General features: G+C 59.8%; 16 protein-coding genes. 9 read left to right on the top strand and 7 right to left on the bottom strand.

Annotation, left to right across the window (positions count from 1 at the left end):
• Positions 1–20: 20 nt before the first annotated feature.
• From icmH to ACXAH0_RS10110, 5 genes are all read right to left on the bottom strand, one after another.
• Positions 21–1,598: a type IVB secretion system protein IcmH/DotU gene (icmH, locus tag ACXAH0_RS10130; protein WP_475190826.1), complete on the bottom strand. Its 1,578-nt coding sequence runs from the start codon at positions 1,596–1,598 to the stop codon at positions 21–23.
• The gene (gene tssK / locus ACXAH0_RS10125; RefSeq protein ID WP_475173302.1) at positions 1,598–2,932 is read right to left on the bottom strand and encodes a type VI secretion system baseplate subunit TssK; all 1,335 of its coding nucleotides are present in this window, start codon (positions 2,930–2,932) and stop codon (positions 1,598–1,600) included. Before tssK ends, icmH begins: the two co-directional genes overlap by 1 nt.
• A gap of 75 nt (positions 2,933–3,007) precedes the next feature.
• A complete protein-coding gene (tagH, locus tag ACXAH0_RS10120) occupies positions 3,008–4,855 on the bottom strand; it encodes a type VI secretion system-associated FHA domain protein TagH (protein ID WP_475190823.1) in 1,848 nt (615 codons plus the stop codon).
• 22 nt (positions 4,856–4,877) lie between these two features.
• Positions 4,878–5,468 (bottom strand): DUF6931 family protein, encoded by a 591-nt coding sequence (locus ACXAH0_RS10115; protein WP_475173307.1) that lies wholly within the window; start codon positions 5,466–5,468, stop codon positions 4,878–4,880.
• A gap of 45 nt (positions 5,469–5,513) precedes the next feature.
• Positions 5,514–7,340 (bottom strand): type VI secretion system Vgr family protein, encoded by a 1,827-nt coding sequence (locus tag ACXAH0_RS10110; RefSeq protein ID WP_475190818.1) that lies wholly within the window; start codon positions 7,338–7,340, stop codon positions 5,514–5,516.
• Between the two features lie 385 nt (positions 7,341–7,725).
• Between ACXAH0_RS10110 and ACXAH0_RS10105 the strand changes: the two genes are divergently transcribed.
• The 9 genes from ACXAH0_RS10105 to tssH all read left to right on the top strand — a co-directional run bounded on the left by ACXAH0_RS10105 (position 7,726) and on the right by tssH (position 19,923).
• On the top strand, positions 7,726–8,448 hold the full coding sequence (locus tag ACXAH0_RS10105; protein ID WP_475173310.1) for an OmpA family protein: 723 nt from the start codon (positions 7,726–7,728) through the stop codon (positions 8,446–8,448).
• A gap of 74 nt (positions 8,449–8,522) precedes the next feature.
• Positions 8,523–9,806: a type VI secretion system protein TssA gene (locus ACXAH0_RS10100; protein ID WP_475173312.1), complete on the top strand. Its 1,284-nt coding sequence runs from the start codon at positions 8,523–8,525 to the stop codon at positions 9,804–9,806.
• Between the two features lie 269 nt (positions 9,807–10,075).
• Positions 10,076–10,618, top strand: coding sequence for a type VI secretion system contractile sheath small subunit (gene tssB / locus ACXAH0_RS10095; protein WP_475173314.1), 543 nt, complete (start codon positions 10,076–10,078; stop codon positions 10,616–10,618).
• Positions 10,619–12,142 carry a type VI secretion system contractile sheath large subunit gene (gene tssC, locus ACXAH0_RS10090; RefSeq protein ID WP_475173315.1) on the top strand — a complete coding sequence of 508 codons (1,524 nt, stop codon included), beginning with the start codon at positions 10,619–10,621 and terminating at the stop codon, positions 12,140–12,142.
• Between the two features lie 202 nt (positions 12,143–12,344).
• On the top strand, positions 12,345–12,830 hold the full coding sequence (locus tag ACXAH0_RS10085) for an Hcp family type VI secretion system effector (RefSeq protein WP_475173316.1): 486 nt from the start codon (positions 12,345–12,347) through the stop codon (positions 12,828–12,830).
• A 131-nt stretch (positions 12,831–12,961) separates the two neighbouring features.
• Positions 12,962–13,513, top strand: coding sequence for a type VI secretion system baseplate subunit TssE (gene tssE / locus ACXAH0_RS10080; RefSeq protein WP_475190816.1), 552 nt, complete (start codon positions 12,962–12,964; stop codon positions 13,511–13,513).
• Positions 13,510–15,507 carry a type VI secretion system baseplate subunit TssF gene (tssF, locus tag ACXAH0_RS10075; RefSeq protein WP_475190814.1) on the top strand — a complete coding sequence of 666 codons (1,998 nt, stop codon included), beginning with the start codon at positions 13,510–13,512 and terminating at the stop codon, positions 15,505–15,507. The genes tssE and tssF overlap by 4 nt, the downstream gene beginning before the upstream one ends.
• Positions 15,504–17,081 (top strand): type VI secretion system baseplate subunit TssG, encoded by a 1,578-nt coding sequence (gene tssG / locus ACXAH0_RS10070; RefSeq protein WP_475190813.1) that lies wholly within the window; start codon positions 15,504–15,506, stop codon positions 17,079–17,081. The genes tssF and tssG overlap by 4 nt, the downstream gene beginning before the upstream one ends.
• A gap of 25 nt (positions 17,082–17,106) precedes the next feature.
• The gene (tssH, locus tag ACXAH0_RS10065) at positions 17,107–19,923 is read left to right on the top strand and encodes a type VI secretion system ATPase TssH (protein ID WP_475190811.1); all 2,817 of its coding nucleotides are present in this window, start codon (positions 17,107–17,109) and stop codon (positions 19,921–19,923) included.
• A gap of 56 nt (positions 19,924–19,979) precedes the next feature.
• Here tssH and ACXAH0_RS10060 read toward each other — a convergent pair whose 3' ends face one another.
• Positions 19,980–22,004: a peptidoglycan DD-metalloendopeptidase family protein gene (locus tag ACXAH0_RS10060; protein ID WP_475190807.1), complete on the bottom strand. Its 2,025-nt coding sequence runs from the start codon at positions 22,002–22,004 to the stop codon at positions 19,980–19,982.
• Between the two features lie 126 nt (positions 22,005–22,130).
• Positions 22,131–24,032, bottom strand: a complete 1,902-nt coding sequence (locus tag ACXAH0_RS10055; protein ID WP_475190804.1) for an adenylate/guanylate cyclase domain-containing protein — start codon at positions 24,030–24,032, stop codon at positions 22,131–22,133.
• Positions 24,033–24,036: the final 4 nt, after the last annotated feature.

Below are 24,036 nucleotides of genomic sequence, written 5' to 3'. Positions count from 1 at the left end.
CTATGCCCCGGAGGTCACGCTCAATTGTTGATCACCAGCCCTTTGGCGGGCGGTTTCAAAAACACTTCAACCCGGCGGTTCAGCGCCTTGCCTTCCCGGTTGGTGTTTGGGGCAATCGGCTCATCGGCGCCCCGCCCTTCCACCGAAACCCGGTCCGGTGCCTTCAAAAGCCCTTGCATCACGGCGGCAACGGATTTCGCCCGTTCGACTGACAGGTGCCAATTGGTCGGGAACCGGGGATTGTTGCGAATGGGGTCGCTGTCCGTGTGACCGACGACCAGAATGTCTCCGTCCACCTGATCAAGCGTTCGGCTGACCTGTTCGACCAGAAGCTGGAATTCGGGCCGGAGCGTTGCGGCGGCCACGTCAAATTGCGCCCGCATGCGCAGCATGATCGCCGGGCCTTCCTGGGAAATCTCCAGCCCGTCGAGACCGGCCAGCTGGTCCGACACCGCTTCAATCGGCGCATTGGCGGGCGGCTCCGGTGCCGGGGGAGGTTTGGGCTGATAGCCTTCCCGTGCCAACTCGATCGGGCCGGTGGGATACAGTGCGGAAGCGCGGCTGGCGACAACTTCGCTGCCGCTGGCCAGCAACAGCATCAAGGTGACATAGCCCCCCAGAAGCAAGGCCCCGGCGACTGCGGCCACGGACCAGACCGGAACAGAAAAACGGGTGCGTTTCTGGATCAGGTCCAGCCCGCGCCAATGGGGGGAGAGGTCATCCCCCGGACGCGGCCGGATCCGCCTCAGGATCTCATGAAGATCCCGGCGCTCCCGCTCCAGCCCCTGCTGCCCGCCCTGGATGGCCCGGTATTTTCCATAGAACCCAAGCGACAGGCAGGCATGCATCACTTCAAGCACACCGTAATTGCGGCCCGGGTCCTGCTTGGCTTTTTCCAGAACCTGAAAGAATTCCACACCGCCGGTGGCCTGACCGAAAAATTGGGTCAGCATGGAATATTGGGTCCATTGATGGCGGCCGGACGAGGGCAGGTTCTGAACGATGTCATCGGACGTTGCGCAGAGCGCATAGGCGGCGGATTGGATCTGATCGTCGGTGATCCCTGCGCTCCGCAAGTCCTTTTCGAAGGTCTTGATGGCGTTGTAGACATCGCGCATCAGTGCATCGAACTGCGCATCCGTCATGGTCAGATGCAAACGCCCCAGAAGCAGGAGCAAGGGAGCGGCGGCCCGGGACACCGGATTGCGGTTCGCCACCTTGATCTGGTTGATATCCGGGGTCTGCGCGAGTTGACCGGCGGCTTGGGGCGCAGCCGTGGCCGCTGGAACAGGCGTCGGGGCGCCAGGAGGAGGCGATGCCGGCGGTGGTGTTCTGATATCGGGAGCCTGTTGCTGACCATATTCATAGCCGGCCGGTGTCGGCGCATAGGGGTCCGGTCCGGAGCCTGGCCCGCCCTGCCAAGGATCCGGGGCGCCCGGAGGTTGGGCGTGCGGCGGCGGCGCCGGATTCCCGGGCGGTTGCTGCGGATGTGGCGGCTGCGGCTGGGCCGTTTCGCTCCATCGTCCGCCCGGATTTGGCCGGACGATGGTTTTACCCTTGCGCTTGGAGACGCCGAAAGGATCGTCGCTGTCGGGCATCAACGGCCCTCCCGAATGGCGTAGAACTCAAGCTGCAGATCCGGCCAGTTGCCCGAGAACTGCAGGCCGACGGCCGAATCCTGACTGAATTCGCGCCAAAGCGGTGTCGTCTTGTCGAGACGGAAATAAACCCTGTCGGTCAGCGCGCGGATCTGTGCCGGTGGCACCGGCATGTGGATCAGTGGAATGCCCGGCAGGTTGGAATAAACGATCTGGCGCATTTGGCCGAAAGGACCAACTTTAAAGAGGCGCGGAAATTCGTTCTGGATTTCGGTAAGCGGACGCCGTGCGGCCACTTCGAGGACGAAGCTCGCCTGGGAAAACAGGTTGCGGTCGACAATCGTTGACTTAAACGCATTCGGTGCCAGTTGTTCCAGGGGCAGACGGATGGCCCGGCGGTCATATCCGGCCGACAGGAAGGCCTGAATGTCGGCCAGAACCGGTTTGAAGATGTCATGCAGCCGGTCGTGGTCATAGACAGGGTAATTTCGCGCCCGCCGCTCCTCGGTCGCAAAGGTGGCCAGTTCTCCGGCAAGCTGTAGAAATTCTGAATAAAGCCGTTCGGGATGCACATAGGCGGATTTGCGCAAATGCATCAGTTGCGGATGCAGACGGTTCAGCATTTGCAAAGTCAGGTAGTCGAAATTCTGCAGCCCGCCCCCGGCCGACGTGTCGGCGGCATAGCGTGCCAGTTCGCTCAGCTTCCGTTCCACCCAGCCGACCACGGAATCGATCCACCCCGTCACCACCGGATGCACATGGCAGGCCAGCACCGGCGGCGCAAATGTGCCATCTGTGATCACGATCCGGTCCTTGATCTCCGTGATACGCGCCACCGGCAGGCAGACATGGCCCGGATGGGGCGTGGACCGGATGGAGTAGGTCAGCCTCGGATGGGCGACATCGATTTCCTCCTCCTGACGAATGGCGGAGGTGGAATCAATAATCGTTTCACGGCCCTGAATATACCGGGTTGCGGCATCCTCCCGGCCATCGGCCACCTCAACAGCATTGACCGTGGTCTCCGGAAGGCCGAGCCAGACAATTTGCCCAGCGGCATCTTCCGGCACATCTATGGCAGGCGGCGGGGTGCCGTCCGCCGGAAAGTTGAACACCGTTCCGTCAGGGAAAATGCCGCGCCCCGTGCGCAGGGCAAACCGGCACTGCTGGCCGACATCCTGGTCGATTTCAATGTCTGAAAACCCCCAGGGATAGGGAGATGCGAGCCGGACCCGTTCATCCAGCAGATGTTCCGCATAGCGGTCGCTCTGCTGCAAATGGTGCGGCCTCAAAAACAGGCCCTCGGTCCATGCTACCTTGCTATACCACGACATAAAGGCATTGCTCCCTTGCCTGATGCGGCGCCTGCGCGCGTCTGAACCTTCAAAAAATCACTTCAAATACCGAGATCACGCTTCCGGATCTTCGCTCGACAATTCTTCATAACTTTCGGTGAAATACTGGGTGAAAACGCCGACAAGCCCGTCGTCATAGGCTCCGGACAACGCGCTCCAGCGTTCCTGCATCCGCTCCCACAACTTGGCTTTCTGATTGCCAAACGTGCTTTTGGGTGCCTGCGCCTCCGCCTCGATAGCCTTTGGTGACAAGGTGTCGTCAAACCGCCCTGCCGCCTTCTGCATGGCCGCATAGGTCCACACATGGTGCTTTTGAATGTCCTTGAAGGCCGCCGACATGGCCTTGGACATGGTCAGATAACCGTTTTCTTCCACATTGGCGGACAGCATGGTCTGCAGGGCCATTTGCGGGGTCGGAGAAAACTTAAGGGCATTGTTGCCCGACCGCCCGATCAAGGTTCGGTTAGTGTTACGGGTCATAGCCTTGACCTGGCTGCGCGCCTGCAGAAGGCCCATCATGTCCCCAGTCACGCCTTGCAGCAGGGCGCCCAGCTCCCGCGCAAAGTCTTGCGCATCTCGTCCCGCCAGAACGGTATCGGGAATTCCGGCACCTTCGGCAAATGCTTTGAGGAAATCGACTTCCCCGGCCGGCGCTGGTCCCTGGTTCACAGAAGCCTCAGGAACCGGGTCCGCGGCCGTTTGCGCCTGGAGCAAAGATGCGTTTTCGGCTTTGACGTCCGACGGGCTTGCAGGCTCCGCAGCCGCGGTGGTTTCAATGGCTAGAACCGGTGCAGTTGCGTCCTGTTGCGAAGTCGGCTGCGCGTCAGAAGCGGCGTCTTTTTCCTGCTGACCAGTGGACCCCGGCCCGTACGGAAAAGGTGTGTCCTCCGCTTCGAAGGGGGCAGAGGGTGCGGCTACGCTCTCAGGAAACGGACTGGCCTGAGCTCCCAAGGGCACATCGGACGAAGCTGCAGGCAGAGGCGGTTCCGGCTCTTGTGAGGGTTGTGCATCTGCGGCGCGCGCTCCTGCGGAGGCCTCACCTGGTGTGTCCGCAAAATCCGGCATCTGGAACAAAGGCGCTGGCGGTGCCTCCGCGAGGGGTGCCGCTTGCGGCTGGGGTTGAACAGGGTCCTGCGGCGGCGGCGGAAAATCAGACTGCGGGTGCAAATTCGGCTGCGGCGCCAGATGGTCCATCGGATCTGCCTGGGCGGGCCGCACCGGCTCCCGCTCCTGGGGCTGTGCCTGAGGATCATAAAGCGCGGGGTCCGCGCTGCCCCAGCCATGGCTCTTCTGGTTCCAGACATCATCGGCCGGGGTGCCAATACCGGGTGTCTGGGACGGCGGTGCATGGCGGCCTTCCATGCCTGCAGACGGTGTGTCCCAGGGGCTCGGCGCCCCCTGCCCAGGATACGGCGCAGGTGCGGCTGGCTGGCTCGCCGGCCATTGGGAGGGAGGTGCTGGCGGAACAGCTGCAGATGGGTGTGCCACCGGCGCGGGCGCGCTGGACACCGGAGACTGCCATGGTGCAGACGGTGCCGGAGCCGCCGCGCTGGCCGAAGGGACCACCCCGGCGCTTGACGCTTCCACCGTATCAAGCGTGACCGCGATGATGTAATCGCCAATCATGAGCCGGTCGCCGCTGCGCAAGGCATGCGCCTTATCCATCCGGTTGGGGCTGCCATTCACGAAAGTGCCGTTGGTCGACACGTCATAGAGGACAAACTGGCCTCCTTCATACCGGACTTCGCAGTGTTTTCCTGAGACCACACGCTGAGGGTCCGGCAAGCTCCAGTCCAGATGATCGTGCCTGCCGATGTCAAACCCCCGGTCGGAACAGGAGTAAGACACCTGCCCCCCGCTCTCGAGCCGGTCCACATTCTCAATCTGGAGCGTGATCCGCATTCCAGCTTCTCTCCCGTGTTGGTCAGATCTGGGCCTGAGGCTGAAGGGTGACAACAGGCATGACACCGCCCTCGGCAAAGGAGAGCCCTGCGGTCAGGCAGGCCTCCAAGGCAGCTTGCCGCTCCGGGGGATCATAGGCTGCCACGGTGATCTGAACCGCTGCATTGACTGCCTTTGCGGTCAGGTCCGGCGGCGCATCGACACGGTATTCCGGATTGGGAGACAACGACCCACCGGACCAGCTCGCCGCCCGCCCGATCCACAGTGAAGCACTGTCGCCCATGCTGTCCTCCGCCGCGTGATAGACCGCAAGCCGGGCGTCTTCGTCGCCCTCGCGCACCCAGGCCTCGCTCAGTTTCAGCAGGTCGAGATCCGCCGCGCTTTTGGTCCGGTCGAGCCCTTCGACACATTTCATCCCCCACCAGACGGCTTCCGGTTTGGGCAAAGCGTGGGCGAAGAACGGGATGGCCGTAACCGGATTCTCGCCACGGGCCAGTTCCCGCGTATATTCCTGCGCTGTGACATGACCTGTGGCCGGGCGGACGGTTTCGGCCAACTCCGGAAACGTTTCAAAGACCTGAATTGCCTTGGTAAAGCGGATACGGGATCCCATTCCTCTTGCTCCCTGGTCAGACCGTGTTACGCGACTACCCTTGCGTCAATTAATCAGAACAATTCCGCCTTTCACAATATGCGTGGCTGATCCTTCTACCGTCGTCATAGTACCCTTCGCATTCAAGGTTGCTGAGGCCTTAACGCTAATCATCAGCGATTCTATATCAATTGACGTTGGTGTCATAACGATCTTGCTCTGCCCGCATTTGAATTCGATCTTGGTGCCGGCCTCAACAGTCCACTTAATCCCGATATCTTCTGTCACATTACGGCCAACCTTCTCGGTCCGGTTGACGTCGATCTTGGTGTCCCGGTTGTTTTTGACATGGAGGGACTCATCGTTTTCGATCACGGTCTCCATATCCTTTTGGGCATGCACACCGATTTTCTCCTGGCCCTTGGTATCGTCCAGCACAAATTCGTTGTAGCCGCCGCCGCCTGTTGTCGAATCCGACTTGATACCGGCCTTGTTTTTCTCACCCGGCAAGTCGTAAGGCGGCATATTATCGGCGTTGTAAACTGTGCCGATCACGATCGGCTGGTCCGGGTCGCCCTCAAGAAATTGAATGATGACCTCCTGGCCGACCCGGGGAATGTAGATGCCACCCCATTTCTTGCCGGACCACACCTGCGCAACGCGCACACGGCGGGACTGGGTCTTGTCCCGGTCCCAGTGGAACTCGACCATGATCTGCCCGTATTCATCGACATCGATCTCCCCCTGGCCGACGACCTTGGCGGTCTGTGGGCCGGGAATGCGCGGTTTCGGCGTTCTGGCAGGGGTGCGGAAGGGAATATCGGACGACAGCACATCATAGGTGCCGGTATAGGCTTCCCCCTGGCTGCCACTTTCGCCAGACCTGTAGCTTTCGGCGATGATCTGGTGGCTCGCGCGCACAACCAGATATTCCTTGTTCTGCGGTCCGTGCGGATGATCCTTCAGAGTGAACAAACCGCCCGCAAAAAGCCGCGGCACTTCGCCAGCCGCATCCACGCGGTTGTCGGCCGCCTGCTCCGCCTCCAGGCGGATATTGCTGTATTTTGTGCCCTTGTCCTTTTCCGTGTAGCGGCCCGGATAGTCGTAATGTTCCAGAGAGCCGGCCCGGTAAGAAGATCCAGCATCCTTGTCCGCTTCCAGAGAAGCGCCCGGTTTTTTAAAATCATAGTCGTTGACGGCAAATTTACCGATCCGGAACTTGCGGCCCGGAACCCAGTGATAAAGATGCTCTTCATCCCTCTGGCTATCGCCGCCAAGGGCAATGAAGGGAATATTCGCATCGCCTTCAATCGGGCTGTAGGAGGATTTGGCATCAGCCAGCACCATCTTGTGCTTGCCGTCGGAATGTTCAAAGCAATAGGAGATCCCGAATTCCTCCATCAGCCGGCAGCAAAAGTCATAGTCCGACTCCCGGTACTGCACGCAATAATGGATCGGATCGTAGCTCTCCGTCAGCTTCTGCTGGAAATCGGAAAAATCATGGGCACCCAGCACTTCTGAAATAATGTCCGGTGCCGACTTATCCTTGAAAATCCGGCAATTCGCCGTTTTGGTCAACAGCCAGAACCAGGGGCGCAAGGTGAGACGGTAGCGGTAGTAGCCCCCCGTGTGGCCGATCCATTTGCTGTCTGTTAGCAGCCCGTCAAAATAGCGGTTGTCCCCATTGTTGGTGACCACCTTGACCGTCATGTGGGTTGCAAGCGCCCGGTCGAAATCGAGATCCTCCTGCTGGCTGATAACTTCCAGCCGGATTTCGAACTCGTCACTGACCGCCTCGTCACATTCCAGAGTGACAAGGGAAAGCTCATCTTGCCCGAAGACCGTCTTAAGCTCGGCCATCCGGTCTTTTTGCTTGAGTTGTCCTGTGGCCACGGAAATCTCCTCGGAAAAAATCTGTTCGGCGATGACTGCCAAATGCGGCCGCCTGACAATTACCTATGACGCTTCAGCCAGAAAGGATGTGCTCAGGAACACAAATCATGCAGATAATCTAAACGGCGATTTCAAAAATTACCAAGCGTTATAATTTCGATTGCCCTAGGGTTTTTTCTCTACAAGCTTTTAACGGCACGCTCTTAACCAACTCACTAAAATCTCACACTCTTCTCCTCTTGCTTATTCGAAGCAATTAGACATACTAACGCTGAAAGCTATTTTAGTGACTTGCACCACATAAAAAATTTTCGGTTCTGGCACGATCCATTTCAACGCTTATTGCGAACACCCCGAAACACCCGCATCCGGGAGGATTGACATCGTGACCCATCATCCCCTTACCCCCAGCCCCGCCCGCGCAGGCTTCAAGGCACCACACCTGAAGTACAGAACCGCTTTGGCTGCGGCTGTTCTGGCTGCGACGCTCGCACTTCCGGCCGCTGGTACCTCCCTTGCCCTGGCACAGGATGCAACCTATTCAGCCGAAGAGGTGAGCCGCCACTTCAAGCAGCTCAAGACCCGTTCGCTGAAACCCACCGGCAAGACCCGGGCCCTGTGTATCGGCACCCGGGATGAGTGCAATCCGGCAGGCGCCAAGGCAGAAGGTGGCCAGGTGGCTGTCACTCCGGAGACCCCGGACGCTGCAGCCGACGGCCAGCAGGCGGCGGAAACGCTTGTTGTCGACCCGGATACAAAGGCGATCAGCGAAGGGTTCAATCTTCTCGTCTCGTTTGAATATGCGTCTGCGCGCCTGAGCCCGACCGCAAGGTCGAATTTGCGGGAGTTTGCCAAGGGCATTGCCGACCCGGATCTGGCGAGCGCCGTCTTCGTGATTGAAGGCCATACCGACGGCATCGGCTCACTGAACTACAATCAGCGCCTCTCCGAGGACCGGGCCCTGGCTGTTTCCGAATATCTGGTGTCGCTGGGCGTCGACAGAAACCGGCTCAAAACCATTGGATATGGCAAGACGCGGCCGAAGGTTGCCGACATCAATGACCCGGTCAACCGCCGCGTCGAAAGCAAGCTGGTCTTTGAACAATAAGACATTTCTGGATGACCCCGTGCCGGGCCCAATGGGTTCGGCACGGGACAATGATGTGGGCAGGAAACAGGCATATGAACCTCGATCCGGACACCTATGGTGTGGAACTTTCGCCTGGAATTGGATGCGGTCCGGATCTTTACGATACGGAGCCGGCCTTTGCCGCCATGATGGATTCATGTGAGGAGCTGCTGCCGGAACGGTTTGGCGACTTTGACCGGTCCGAAATTGATTTCACCGATATTTTCAAGCAAATGGAAGGCTTTCTGAAGCAGTCCCGCGATCTTCGCCTTCTGGTGATGCTCGCGCAATTTGCGCTTTTGAGCGGCCAGGTGGGCCTGTTTGCCAATGTGGTCAGAACCATCCGCAAGCTGGCTGAAAACCATTGGGACGAGGTCCATCCCCAGGACGCGGATTTTGGCTTCATGGAACGGATCGGCGCACTGGAAGCGCTCAACAATCGGCCAACAGTTACCTTGCCTTTGGAAGCTGCCCCGCTCCTGAAAACCCGCAGAAGCGGGCCGATCAGCTACCGGGCCATCCGGATCGCAACCGGCGAGGTTAGCCCGCGCGAGGACGAGCATACGATTTCCCTCGGCGCGATTGAAGCCGCCCTCACTTCCGGCGAACTGGAACAGGACGTCATTGACGAGGTCATGAAGGATCTCTCAGATTTGCCCGGGGAGCTGTCAGCCATCTGCACGATCTGCGCGGAAAAACTGTCCGCAGCCAGTGCCAAAGCGTCGCCACCCAATTATGAGGCGCTGGCCCAGCTTTTGACGGAAATGGGCGCCGAGTTGAAGATCAGGCTTGGCCGCCAGACAACGGACGCGCCGGAAGAGACAGGCGATGAGCCCGGCGAGACAACCACGGCTTCGGCAAACACAGCGCCGTCCAGCCCGCTGGAGATTCAGAATGCCGCGCAGGCCAAGCTGATTCTGGACGCGGTGGAAGAATATTTTGCGTCGCGGGAACCTTCCCACCCGGCCCTCTTTCTGGTGCGCGAAGCACGCGGTCTTGTCGGCAAATCCTATCTCGACGCCCTTAAGATCCTGATGCCGCGCCGATTTGATGAGGTCGCCCTGCTGCTCGGCGCGAGCGGCCTGCAGCTGTCCAATGACAGACTGCTGGAACTCAACGAGGGCGAAGACCGTGATCTGGGCAGCATTGACGATTTTTCCGTCATGGTGATCGAAGAGCGCAACGATGCCATCAAGGGCATTTCCGCCGTCAAAGGCTATTTTTCCGCCAATGAACCGACTAGCCCTATTCCAATGCTTCTGGACGAAGCTCAGAACATGAGTTCAGGATCGTTCACCGGCCTTCTCAATCTCTTCCTGAGACCCGAGGATGAGTAGGACCGTCATTTTCGTCAAAACAAATTACTTTCCCTAGAGTTCTGATTCTCCACCTTGACACGCAGGCCCATAAGGTCCTCAATACTTTGGAGAAAAATTGTAAAGCGCGCATCATGTGACTGCGATCACTTTATGGACAGTGTAACTGGAGTACATAAATCTCAACAAACCGAAGCGCAGATTAAATAAAAACAGTTTTCAAAATGCCTGCGCAAATATTTGACTGAATTTGATACTTTTTTAGATCAAGAATACGAAAGGAAAGTACCATGGCATCAAGTAGCGGGCAGAGCTTTATCAAGCGAAACAGACCGCCTCGGGTCCATATCTTTTATGAAGACCCCTTTGACGCGGAACAGAAGGTCGAGCTGCCCTTTGTGATGGGCATCATGGCCGACCTGTCCGGGGACTCCCCCGGGGTCGAAAAGGCCGATGTGGACGAGCGCAAGTTCCTTGATATCGACATGGACAACTTCTCCAAGCGCATGGAGGCTATCGAGCCTGGCACGTCTTTCACCGTGGAAGACAAATTGTCAGGTGACGAAAACTCCAAGATGAGTGTTCAGCTGCGCTTCAAGAACATGGACGACTTCACCCCTGGCAAGGTCGCCGAGCAAGTACCGGCGCTGAAAAAGCTGCTGGATGCGCGCAACAGCCTTGCCGCCCTCAGAACCATGATGGACGGGCGCGTTCAGGCGATCAGTCAGCTGGAGGAGCTGACCCGTGACCCGGCGCTTATGCAGGCCCTGGCCCAGAAGATGGAAGCAGACGGCGCGGCGTCTTCGGAAGACGGCGATAAAGAGGAGGCGTAAATGAGCAACACCGATACCAGTGCTCAAACGGCCGGTGCAACCGCCGGCGAAGCGGCAGGTGAAAAGAGCCCGGAAGAATTTGCTTCCATTTTGAAGCAGAATTTCCGCATCAAGAGTGAAAACGACACGGCCAATGAACTGGTCGACAACGCCATGACGACGTTCCTGGCCGAGGCCCTGTCCGATCAGGCGCTGATCAAGGATGATGTCTACGACACGATCGACGAAATGATCGCTAAGCTGGACGAAAAACTGTCTGCGCAGGTCAACGAGATCATCCACGCGCCGCAATTCCAGACCCTGGAAAGCGCGTGGCGCGGCATTGACTATCTGGTGCACAACTCGGAAACCGATGCCAGCTTGAAGCTGCAGTTCCTGAATATTTCCAAGAAGGAACTGGCAGGTGTCTTCAAGAGTTACCGGGGCGCCAAGTGGGACCAGAGCCCGCTGTTCAAACAGATCTATGAGGCAGAGTTCGGCCAGTTGGGCGGCCAGCCCTATGGCTGCCTCGTCGGCGACTATGAATTCTCCTACGATCCGCAGGACATCACTGTTTTGCGTGGCATGGCGAAGATCGCATCCGCCGCCCATGCTCCGTTCCTGGCTGCGGCAAACCCGCAGCTCATGCAGATGGAAAGCTGGACAGAACTGCCGTCCAAACGTGATCTGTCCAAGGTGTTCGATACGGAGATCCATGCCCAGTGGCGGACCTTGCGGGAATCTGAAGATGCCCGCTATCTCGGCCTGTCCCTGCCCCGGGTTCTGGCCCGCCAGCCGTATGGTGCCAAGTCCGACCCGGTGGAAGAATTCGCCTTTGAAGAAGAATTCGGCGACGACAGCCACGACAATTATGCCTGGATGAATTCCGCCTATACGATGGCCTCGAATATCAACAAGGCCTACAAGGAATATGGCTGGACCGTTCGCATCCGCGGCGTGGAAAGCGGCGGCCTGGTGGAAGACCTGCCGACCCATGTGTTTGAAACCGATGACGGCGGCGTCGATCAGAAATGCCCGGCGGAAATCGCGATTTCCGACCGCCGCGAACACGAGATCTCGCGCCTCGGCCTGATCCCGCTGATCCACCGCAAGAACACCGATCAGGCCGCCTTCCTTGGGGCCCAGTCGGTTTTCAAACCGCGCCAGTTCTCCGGCCCGGACGGCAAGGACGCAACCGCCTCGGACAATCTGTCCGCCCGGCTGCCCTACATGTTCGCCACCACCCGGTTCGCCCATTACCTGAAAGTGATGGTGCGCAACAAGATTGGCTCCACCAAGGAATCGGCTCAGCTGCAGCGCTGGCTGAACGACTGGATCATGGATTATGTCGACGGCGATCCGGACAATTCGAGCGAAGAGACCAAGGCCCGAAAGCCGCTGCGCGAGGCGAAAGTCACCATCATCGATGACGAGGAAAACCCGGGCTACTACCGGGCCCAGTTCTTCCTGCGCCCGCATTACCAGCTGGAAGGCATGGATATCGGCATGAGCCTCGCCTCTCGCATTCCGCAGGACGGCAACTGATAGTTTTAAAAATTGCCGGGCGGAGGTTTCCCCCGCGCGGCAGGCATCCCTCTCAGGATGCAAACCCGGGCTAACCGGGTGGAGGTGCACGTGACGCAGAAGCGTCAAGGGGTTTGGGCTTGCGAGTCCAAGAGATGTCGAAAATTGAAAGCACCATGCCGGACATTTCGGCCGGCCGTGTCTAGCAAGAGGAATTTTTAAAATGGCTGTTGATTTTTTTCTGAAACTTGAAGGTATCAAAGGCGAAAGCCAAGACAAAACCCACAAGGACGAAATTGACGTTCTGTCCTGGTCCTGGGGAGCCTCGCAATCCGGCACCACTCATATGGGTTCCGGATCCGGCTCCGGCAAAGCCCACTTTCAGGACCTCAGCTTCACTATGTATGTGGACAAGTCGACGCCTCCGCTGTTGAACAACCTGGCCACCGGCAAGCACATCAAAAGCGGCTGGTTCTATTGCCGCAAGGCCGCCGGAGACAACCCGCTTGAATATGTAAAGCTCGAGATGAAAGACATCATCGTGACCAGCTATTCCACCGGTGGCAGCGGCTCGGAAGACCGCATCACTGCGAATATCACGCTGAACTTCGGTGAGTACAAGATCATCTACACCGAACAAAAGCCGGACGGTTCCAAGGGCGCTGCACCGGAAAGCGCATTCGATATCGCCGCGAACACGGTGGTCTGATCCAGCCCTTCACCGGCTGCCTCCCCGAAAAGGTGGCAGCCGGTTCATTTTTGAGGAACGGCAGTTGCTCGTGACCCCGCACGCTGCCGTTCTTTTTCACCAACATGCACCGGGTCCGCGTGGGCATTGGGATGGCAAAGTCTGACGCAAAGATGCACTCGCCGCTCATGTGGGCGTTCCGGGCCATGGATGATCCGGACTACAGAGCCGCGCAGGATCGCCAGAAGCAGGAAGCAGAAGGGAGCGCGCTCAAGTCGGGCCGCCGGCTGTCCCGCTCTTATGGTATTTCCGAGCAGACACTCCTGTCCGAAGTGCGGCGGGACCTGCAGGCGCTCCTGAACACGGTGAATTTGCACTCCACCCAGGACCTTTCCGACTTTCCGGAAGTCCAGACATCAATCCTGAATTTCGGGCTGCCGGACCTCTCCGTTCACGTGGTCGACACGATCCGCATCGAACGGCTCGCCGATGACATCCGGCAGGCTCTGATCCGCTTTGAACCGCGCATGGACCCGCGCACGCTCCAGGTGACCCGGGACGACAGTGTGGAAAGCGACACATTCAAAGTCCGCTTTGTGATCAAGGCGGACATCCGCTGTGATCCGGTACGGATCGGAAGCGAGTTCATTGCCGATGTGGACCCGGCCTTTGGCAGGATCAAGATAATCGGGGCAACCGTATGAACCGGGAATTTCTCGATCTCTACAATCAGGAACTGACCTACCTGCGGGAACAGGGCGCAGCATTTGCGGAAACCTATCCGGCTGTAGCCGAACGGCTCGGCGGACTGCTGGAAGACCGCTCAGACCCGATGCTATCCGGCCTGCTTGAAGGCACCGCCTTTCTGGCGGCCCGCGTGCAGCTCAAGATGAAACATGAGTTCTCCGAATTCACCTCCAACCTCTTCGAACAGCTCTACCCTTCTGCCCTTGCGCCGATCCCCTCGATGGTGCTGGCCCAAGTCACCCCGAAATATGGCGACGCCAATCTCAGATCCGGCATCCGTATTGAGCGCCACGCGCCCATGGAAGCTGTGTTCCGGGAACGCCAGGGCGAAGTCCGCTGCCGGTTCACCCTGACGGCGCCGGTCGTGCTGACCCCCTTGCAGATCACCGGAGCGCGGTATTTGAGTTCAGCGGCCCAGGTCTCAGGGCTTGGGGCCGACATGGCCGAGGACCGCCGGGTACGTGCCGGGTTGGCGTTCACCCTCACCCATCGTATGGCCGAGGACCCAGACAATGAAGTCTCTGCGGAGGACGCGCTCAAGAAACCGGAATATCAGGTTGCCGGCTGCAAGATTGACGACCTGCCCGTCCGCCTGACCGGCCCTCTGGATCTGGCGGCAAAGGTCTATGAACAGATCTTTGGCCATACGATCTCTGTCTATTTGAGAACCGAAGACGCGTTCGGCCAGGCCTCCCTTCAGAGGCTTCCCGGCACATGCCTCGAGCAGGTCGGCTTTGATGAAGAAGATGCGCTGCTGCGCAATGACCAGCGGCTCTTTATCGGCTTTGATTATCTGCGCGACTATTTCAATTTCCCGCGCAGTTTTCTCGGCTTCCGCCTGACCGGCCTCAGGCACTATATCGACCGGGTCAAGGCCAAATCGTTCGAAGTGGTCTTTGTCTTCGATGAAGCGGACCCGCGCCTGCCCTCCCATGTGGACGCCAGCATCTTCTCCTTGCACACGGCCCCGGCCGTCAATCTGTTCGAGCGGGCGACCGACCGGGTACCGATCAAGAAGGGCCAGCACGAATTCGCCGTCATCACGGACCGCACTCGTCCGCTGGACTATGAGGTCCATTCGGTCACGGAGGTGAACGCGCATTTTTCCGGCGGCGAAAAAAGAGCGGTTGAACCGCTCTACAGCGTTGCACCGGATACGGAAAAGGCTGGTCACGAATGGTTCTACACCATCCGCCGCCTGCCCCGGCGCCAGTCTTCCAGCGAGATGCGGCGGATGCAGCCGAGCTCTTATGTGGGGACAGAAACCTTCATCACCATTTCCAGCGGGGCTCAGGCCGCCGCATTGCTTCAGAGCGGTGACAAGAGGCTGGCGGAACTCTCACTCAAAGTCATGGCGTCCAATCGCGCCCTTGCGGCCGACCTTCCCGTCGGCAGCCATCAGGACAAGGCAGAAATCGGCGACTTCCGCCTTCTGGATGATGTCGGCCTCAAGGTAGACTGCGCAGCAGGACCGACCGCCCCGCGCCCGCCGCTCCTGTCCTACAATGAAAGACTGGGCGAAGAGGGCCATGCCGGCGCCATTGCCTGGCGGCTGATCAACATTCTCGCCCTCAATCACACCGGCTTGGTGCATGATGCCGCCGGGCAGGACGGCCGCTCTTTCCGGGACATTTTGAGCCTGTTTGCGCCCCTATCAGACAATGCCTCCGACCGCCAGGCCCAGTCCGTTCGGGCGGTCTCCACCCGTCCCGTTGTGCGGCGGCTACAGCAAAAATCTGGAACCGGCGTGGCCCGTGGCCTGGAAGTGACCGTGACCCTCGACGACAAGGCCTTTGAAGGGGCAAGCGCCTTTCTGCTCGGAGCCGTCCTTGACCGGTTCATCGCCGAATACGCGTCAATGAACCATTTCACCCAATGCGTGATTGCCACCACGGAACGCGGAACAATCATGAAATGGCCGCCCAGGATCGGCGCAAAAGGCATCCTATGAGCGAGCACGGCGACAAGGACGGCACGACCAAAGTCATCCTGGACAGACAAGCTGCCCGGGACGACAAGACTGTCATTCAATTTGGCGGCAGGGCTGCCCCGTGGCCTGAAGATCAGGACATGGAATCTGCTGGATCGCCCGATAAGACCTCTGACGATTTCAACGGAAGAGATACGTCCTCAACGCCGCTCCATGAAGAGCCGGGTACGACTTCATCGCCTGGGCAAAGATCGGATCACACGAAAACCCCGGACACAACGCCACACGATTTTATCGCAAACGATGAGATCGTTGAAGCTTCGCCCGCCAGCGAAGGCACTGCACCGCCCACTGGAGAGAGGAGTGAGAAAAAACAAGACCAGAAGGCGGCTGTCCCAGAAAAAGAGCCCTCTGAAGACCAGGAGCCGCCGCATGCGGCCCGGATCGAGGTTCCGGTCCAGCAGCAATACGCCTCTCTTCTGGCCGCCCTCAGCGAGCAGGTACAAAAACATCCTGGCGGCCACGACCTTCTGGCCGTCCTGCGCATGCTGGAAGGCCAGACGGCTCCGGGCTTTTCCCCCCCCGGACTTCATCCGGAGATAGCTGACGAACCGGCGCCGCCCAGGATCGGCAAGAGCCGCCGCCCCATGGAGGACATTGTCCGCTTCGGCCAGGATCCTTCCGGTGAATTTCCCACTTCGACCATTGAACGTGCAACACGCGATGCCGATGACGGGCTTGTGCTGCTGGAGCGCTTTCTCGGGCTCCTGGGCCCCCAAGGGGCGCTGCCCTCTGCCCTCACAGATGAAGCCCTGATGCGCGGATTGCGCGGTGACGACAGCTTTCCCAGATTTCTGGATCTGTTCAACAACCGGTTTGTGCAACTGTTTTTCCGGGCGTGGGCGGATGCCCGGCCGATTGTTCAGCACGACCGGCCGGATGACGACCGCTTCCTGTCCTATCTGGGCTCCTCCATCGGCCTGGGCGGCCCGGCCTACCAGAACCTTGACAGGATCGACGACCGGCTGAAGCTGCTCTACGCCGGTCTGACCTCCCCTAAAACCAAGAGCGCCGCACGCCTGTCTGCGCTGATCACGGGCATTTTCGGCGTCCGGGTAGAGATTGATCAATGCGTTGGCACCTGGCTGCACCTGGACCCGGATGATCAGCTCAGCCTCGGCGGCCTGGGCACCGGTGGTGCCGGCCAGCTTGGCCAGGACACAATCGTTGGCTCCAAGGTCTATAGCGTCAGCGACAAGATCCGCATCCGGATTTTTACCAGATCGCTGGAACAGTACCGGACCTTCCTGCCCCCGACCCGGGCCAGACCCAATATTTGGACCGAAAAGCTCTTTGATCTGATCGATTTCTATCTCGGACTTGAGATCGAATACGAAATCGAACTCGCCTTGCCGAAACGCTGCGCGTCTGCGGTTCGGATGGATGCCAAGCAATCCGCAACGCTCGGCCATATCGGCTGGCTCAAGCCCGCCGGTGAACCTGCGGAAACAGATCCGTTGGCCGATGACGACGACGAGATGCTGACAGATACCCGCTTCCGGCCCGTGCGCCGGCACACCGCCGTTTTTCAATAGGTCTCAAATTTGAAAGGCCGATGCCATGAGCGACATTCTGGTTGAAACAGTTGCCAACAAGCTTACGACAGTCAGCTATGACTGCCTGGAAAAAGCCATGCGGCTCACAAAGAGCTCTGGCCACCGCCATCTGGAGACCCTCCACTGGCTCTATTATCTCGCCCGCGATGAAAACACTGATTTTGTCCATATTCTGCGCCATTTCGGCATTGATGTCGGTGCTGTTCATGGGGACCTGCAAAAAGCAATCGCGGACCTGAAAATCAATCAGACCGAATTACCCTCCATGGCTGCCCCCTTTCAGGAGGCACTCGAACGGGCCTGGTTCGAGGGCACGCTGCGCTATGGCGACTACAAGATCCGCTCGGCCTATGTGCTGATTGCCGCCATGGGCGACAAAACCGCCTGGCGCCAGTTCCGCAGTTATTCCCCGGCCCTTGAAGGACTAAGCCGCGATATCATCGTGCGCGATCTGGACAAGATCGCCGGGGCGTCCGCAGAAACCGGCGCACGGCCGATTGACGGGTCCGGACCGAAAGCCGCGGCTGGCGCCCCCGGTGCGGAGGCTGCAGAGGCAGGACCTGGAAGCGGGGCCGGCGAAGATGCCCTCAGCCAGTTCACCGTGGATTTCACCGCCCGCGCCCGCGCTGCGGAATTCGACCCCATTGTTGGCCGCGACGAGGAAATCCGGCAGGTGATCGACGTGCTCATGCGCCGCCGCCAGAACAATCCGATCCTGACCGGGGAAGCCGGTGTCGGCAAAACTGCCATTGTGGAGGGCTTTGCCCAGAAGATCGTCGCCGGAGACGTTCCACCCGCCCTTCTCGGCACGCGGCTCTGCGCGCTGGATCTTGGCCTGTTGCAGGCCGGGGCCTCCATGAAGGGGGAATTTGAAAAACGGTTGCGCGCAGTCATCGACGCGGTCCACGCCTCTATCGTGCCGACCATTTTGTTTATTGACGAAGCCCACACATTGGTGGGCGCTGGCGGCGCCGCCGGGACCGGGGATGCGGCCAACCTGCTCAAACCGGCCCTCGCCCGCGGCACCTTGCGCACGGTCGCCGCCACGACCTGGTCGGAATACCGGCAGCATTTTGAAAAAGACCCGGCCCTGACCCGGCGTTTCCAGCCGGTTCAGGTTGACGAGCCGGATGAAGAAAAGTGCTTTGCCATGGTTCGTGGCCTGCTGGGCCCCATGGAAGAGCACCACGAGGTGCGTATTCTCGACAGCGCCGTGAAAGCCGCTGTCTCACTCTCCCACCGCTATATCCCGGCCCGTCAGTTGCCTGACAAGGCGGTTAGCGTGCTCGATACGGCCTCTGCCAGGGTCAATATTTCCCAGGCAGCCCAACCGGCCCGGCTGTCGGATCTGGCCGCCAGAAAAGGCTTTCTGGAAACGGAAAAGCAAGCGCTGACAAATGACAGCGAACTGGGCATGGAACATCAAGAGCAACTCGACGCGTTGAACGCAGCCATCGCCGAGACAGAGGCCAGCATCGGCACCCTGCGCACCGAGTGGGAAAACGAACGCCAGCTCGTTGCCGCTATACGCCGGTTGAACGCCGCGCTCACAAGCCTGAAGGGCGGCGAGCCCGCACCGCATCCCGAAGGTGGTGAGATCGCCGATCCGGACAGTGACGCGCCCGCACTCATGCCCATTGATGACATCGAGCTGGATCTGGATGTTGATCTGGAAGATGAAGATGCGATCCGCGCCGCGCTGCACGAGAAACGGGCGGAACTGGCCAAGATCCCCGAAGATGACCGTATGGTCTATGCCTATGTGGATGACGAGGCCGTGGCCAGCATCATCTCCGACTGGACCGGCATTCCGGTCGGCCGCATGGTTCAGGATGAAATGGCCACCATTCTCAATCTGACGGAAAGCCTCAACAAGCGGGTGATCGGCCAGGCCCATGGCTTGGCCATGATCGCCAAGCGCATTGAGACCAGCCGTGCGCAGCTCGGCAATCCGGACAAGCCCATCGGCGTCTTCATGTTGTGCGGCCCGTCCGGCGTCGGCAAGACCGAAACGGCACTCGCCCTGGCCGAATCCCTTTATGGGGGCGAGGACAGCCTGATCACCATCAACATGTCCGAATTCCAGGAAGCCCATTCGGTCTCCGGCCTCAAAGGCGCCCCTCCAGGCTATGTTGGCTATGGCGAAGGTGGACGGTTGACGGAAGCAGTGCGGCGCAAACCCTATTCAGTGGTCCTGCTGGATGAAGTGGAAAAGGCCCACCCTGATGTGCATGAAATCTTCTTCCAGGTGTTTGACAAGGGCTGGATGGAAGACGGCATGGGCCGAAAGATCGACTTCCGCAACACGCTGATCCTGCTGACTTCGAATGTGGGCACCGACATCATCATGAAGGCCGCCAGCCATATGCTGGATTCCCCTGTTTCCAGCAATCCGGACCTTGCAGCCACCGACCCGAACGCCCCGGAGGCCGAAGCCCTTGCCGAGGCCCTGCGGCCCGCGCTGCTGGATGTGTTCCCACCTGCCCTGCTCGGGCGGATCGTGACGATTCCCTATTATCCGCTGTCACCATCCATGCTCGGATTCATCATCCGCCTTCAGCTCAACCGGATCGTAAAACGGGTGAAGGAAAACCGGAATGCGGAGCTGAGCTTCGGCGACGATGTGATTGCCCATATCGTCTCCCTGTGCCGGGACCCGGACAGCGGCGGCCGGATGATCGATAACATTCTGACCAACGATCTCCTGCCGAAACTGTCGCGGGCCTTCCTGACCGCCCAGATGAACGGGGACGAGATTGCCAAGGTGGCGATCACCGCCGGGGATGACGGTTTGACCATCGCCCCGGAAACGGCAGGCTGACAAATCACCGCACGTCTCGAACCGCTACCGGACACCCGGTGGCGGCCAAAAGCCTGTCAGTGCGTGGTCAGGATTTCGCCAATGGTTGTGCGGTAGGTTTTCAGGTCTTTGCTGGCAACCGATTGCGGGGCAGCCGTGCCGGTTTCCATCTCAAAGGCCAGCGGGTCCGTCGGCTCGCCCCTTTGCCGGATTTCAAAGTGAAGGTGCGGCCCGGTGGACAGGCCTGTCGTGCCCACATAACCGATCAGATCCCCCGCCTGGACCACTGACCCCAATTCGATACCGTCCGCATATTCGTGCATATGCGCATAGCGGCTGGTGATGCCGTCCTTGTGGGTGAGCTCAATGAAATTGCCATAGCCGCCGCGCACATCCTTGTAGGTCACCTTGCCGGAAAAGGCCGCCCGGATCGGGGTTCCGGTCGGTGCTGCCCAATCGACACCCGCATGGAGACGCTCGGTTTTCTTGATCGGGTGAAAGCGCATGCCGAATTTGGAGGTGAGAACCCCTTTGACTGGCACCAGCATCGCCCCGGACAGGCTGATCTTGCCGCCTTCACTGACACAGGCAAAGCCCCGGTTGCCGGGTGCTTTGAGCACATAGCAGCGTACCGACCAGTCATCCCCCCGCCGTACACCGGCAAACAACACCCGGCCGCCGCCGCGCTTTTCGTCCCGGGGCTGGTCGGTAAAGACCAGCGTGAAGCGCTCGTCCGGCTTGATAGGCCGTTTCAGATCCGTAGACGGGGCCAGATAGGCAATCGCCTCTCCGACAATTGACGCGGGCACCGCGTTGCGTACGGCGGTCGCATAGAGCCCGTCAATCAGACGATGGCTCCTGCCACCGGATGCGTGACTATCGTCCGCGTCTTTTTCGCCTGCGATGGTCTTTCCGAACCACGGATCAGCCCCATTCACATAAGCCTCCCCGTCACGGCTCACCGAGTAGGCCGCCGTGCCAAGATAGCCGTCAGCGCTATAAACCGACATTTGCACCGGTCGGTAATAGTCACCGATTCGCCCGACCCTATTCGCCATTCTGGCACCCCTCAGGGCGATCCTATCGCCTGCGACAAGATCAGTCTTCTTGAACTCTTCTTTTGCAAAGGCGACGAGTCCCCTGGAGGCCTCCTCATCAAATCCGTTGTCCTTCAAAAAGGCGCTCAGCGTGACCGGGGCTGCAATTTCCTGTGTGAGCTCAATCCGGCTGGGGCCCTGTCCGATGGGCCGTTCAGTCAGAAACAGGTTGAGCGTGTCGGTCGGCGGCTTCAAGAACACGGGCAGATCCGGCTTGCCCGCATCCACCGTACCGGCCCCGTCTTCCACCTCCAGACTGTCCGTCTCTTCGCCGCCGCCAAAATTGCCGAACTGGAAATCCGCTTCGCTCCCAGGCGCCCGGATGACCAGATCGCCATCCGCGTTCAGCATGCGGCTGTCCAGCACATAGGCCGTGAGGGTTGGCAGGGCGGAGACGCCGCTGCTGCTGGCCTTCTCGGGCACAGGCCGTTCGGACAGATCGAGCCTCTGGGCCGCACTGCCGCTCTTCAGCAGAACCGGATCTCCGGCAAGCGGGATCACCGCCGAGAGCGCCATGTCGAAAAAGGGGTCGGCCGGCTCATCCAACTCGTCGAGGGACGCTTGCTGAGCCAGCGGATCCGGCGGATCTGACGGGGCCGTCTGCGCCAAGTCTGCCGCCTCGATATCAGGCTGCTTCTGCGCTCCGTCCTGGCTGGCGGCGGGCTGACCGGCAACAAGCTGGGCGGCTGACGGCTGCTCGCTTCCGTCCGTGTCAGGAGCGGAGAAAGAAACAGCACCGGACGCCACAAGATGGGCAAGGCCGCCAACGCCCGCGCCCACCGCCAGAAACAGCGCGGCGAACCCTGCATAGACAAGAACCGGAGACGACCTCAGCCCGGCGCGATCTGTCCCCGCCGGTGCAGGTTCGGGAGACCCATTGGAAGGACCAGGACCGGTCCCGGCACCGCCACCGGCCCTGGCAGGCTGTGCCGCAGGACGGATCACCGTCCGGTCGAATTCCGGGCGCTGCGCACCGGAGGAAGGATTGTCAGGCCTTTGAACCATCAAGACCCCCGGACGCCATATGAGGGGCGTTGCAGATCATTGTCATAGCTTGGAAATCATGCCGGAGGACGGCCAAAGAAGCAAAACCGGACACGGAAAAAATTCCAGCTTTGTTCATGAGATCTTCTATCCAGGAAATTTTAGCAAACTGGCGCCTTGCTGCTGTCCTTCGCCAGCGGGTCCCAAGGCCTGTGGCTGCATATACATGTCCGGTACATCCAGCGTGAAGACGGCCATTTCCGTGCTCAGCCCCCTGAGATGACCGGCCCAGATTTCTTTCAGCGGATAGGTCTCCGGCAGTTCTTCAGCGACAGAGCGGCTTATGGCCAGACGAACCTTCTTGTCCTTGGCAACGGATTCGATCCGGCTGGCAGTGTTCACGGTGGTGCCCATGACCGTGAAGGAGCGCCGGTGTTCTCCGCCGATGTCCCCGACCAGAACCGGCCCCGCATTCAGCGCAATGCGCAGGTCCAGTTCACTCTGACCGGTGATGTTGCGGATATGATCGAGCAGGCCGACAATCTCCCTCGACGCATCCACTGCCGCCTGTTCCGGAGCCGCCACCGTGTTCGGCGCGTTCCAGACTGCCATGATAGCATCGCCGATATACTTGTCGATATAGCCCTGATGACGGGTGATGGTCTGGCCGATGGCATCGAAAGAGGCATTGACCACGCGCACCACATCCCGGTCCGCGAGTTTCTCGGACATTTTGGTGAAGCCGACAATGTCGATGAAGGCGACCACTACCTTGCGGGTGTCACCGCCCAGTTCCGGCAATTGCTCTGAAGACGCCATCTGCTTGATGACATCGGGCGCAAGATAATGTCCAAAGAGCCGGACCAGAGACCGCTGGCGCCGCTGCAGCAGGATCACTTTCCCGACCGCTGACGCGACCATGGCGCTGACAAGCCCCACCGGGGCCACGCCCGGAGAGACCAGAAGTCCGGCCTCCAGTCCCAGCAGGCTGAGACCAAAGCCGAGACATGTTCCAAGTACTGCCAGAAACGGAAGAACCATCAATGGAAGCCACAATCCGGCCAGCGCACCGGCAACCGCAAACAGGAGGGACAATGCTGCAAGGGCTGCCAGCCCGACATCGACCGCATAGCGCCCGGACAGGGCCGCGCCGATAAGATCCGCCAGAATGAACACACCTGCCGTCTGCGGTTGAACCCGTGGCCGTCCGCTGGGTCCGGTCTCGGCCGCCACCGCAGGCACATGGGGCAGAAACCGGTCGGAATAAAGATGCTCGTCTTCAAACGGCAGCAACCCGCCGAGAAGCACAATCCGGCCCTGGGCGAACTCCTTGAGGCGCAGGCGCCCCTCTTCAGTTCCGCTCAAGGCCAGAACGTCAATCAGGGAAAAGTAGGGCAAGGAGGTTGCAAGTCTTGCCGGTGGAATAGCCGTATAGGTTTCTTCCACACCGGACCTTGCCTTGCCGAGCAGGGCATCGACCAGATGCGGCGACGCTTTCAAGGGCAGGTCCGGCACATGCTGGCGCACCACCCCGTCCGTATCGGTCGACACAATGACGGAACGTACACCACCTTCGCCGATGGCGGCGGAAAAGCGGCTGTGCGGAACGCCGATTTCCGTATGGGCGATAAAGACCCTGCCCCGGTTCCTGTAAACAAAACTCTGAAACGGCCGGTCAAAGCCCTTCAGCCGGGCCTCGCCCGTGCTCGGGTCCAAGAAGGAATCGGCGCTGTAGGCAAAAACAAAGTCATATCCAAGGGCAACGGCGCCCGCATCCAGCAAGGCCTGCCCGGCTTCCGCCAGCACCGGTGTCATCAGAACGCGGGGAATACGCGACAGGCGCTCGGAGTCCAACGACACCTGATCCAGACCAACCACCGCCACCGGCTCGGAAGCCGTCTGGCGGCCGGGTTCCAGAAGCGCCCGGACCTGAAACATCCGGTCGATCACCCAGCCTTCCCAAATGGCCTTTTGCGCCGAAAGGCCGAACACAAAACCTGTGCTGACGGCCAGAAGCGCAATCAGCAGGACGAGTTGCTTCCGTCCCAAGCCA

The sequence above is a fragment of the Roseibium sp. AWQ4_290 genome, from assembly GCF_056160985.1.
This window is presented reverse-complemented; position numbering and strand designations above follow the sequence as displayed.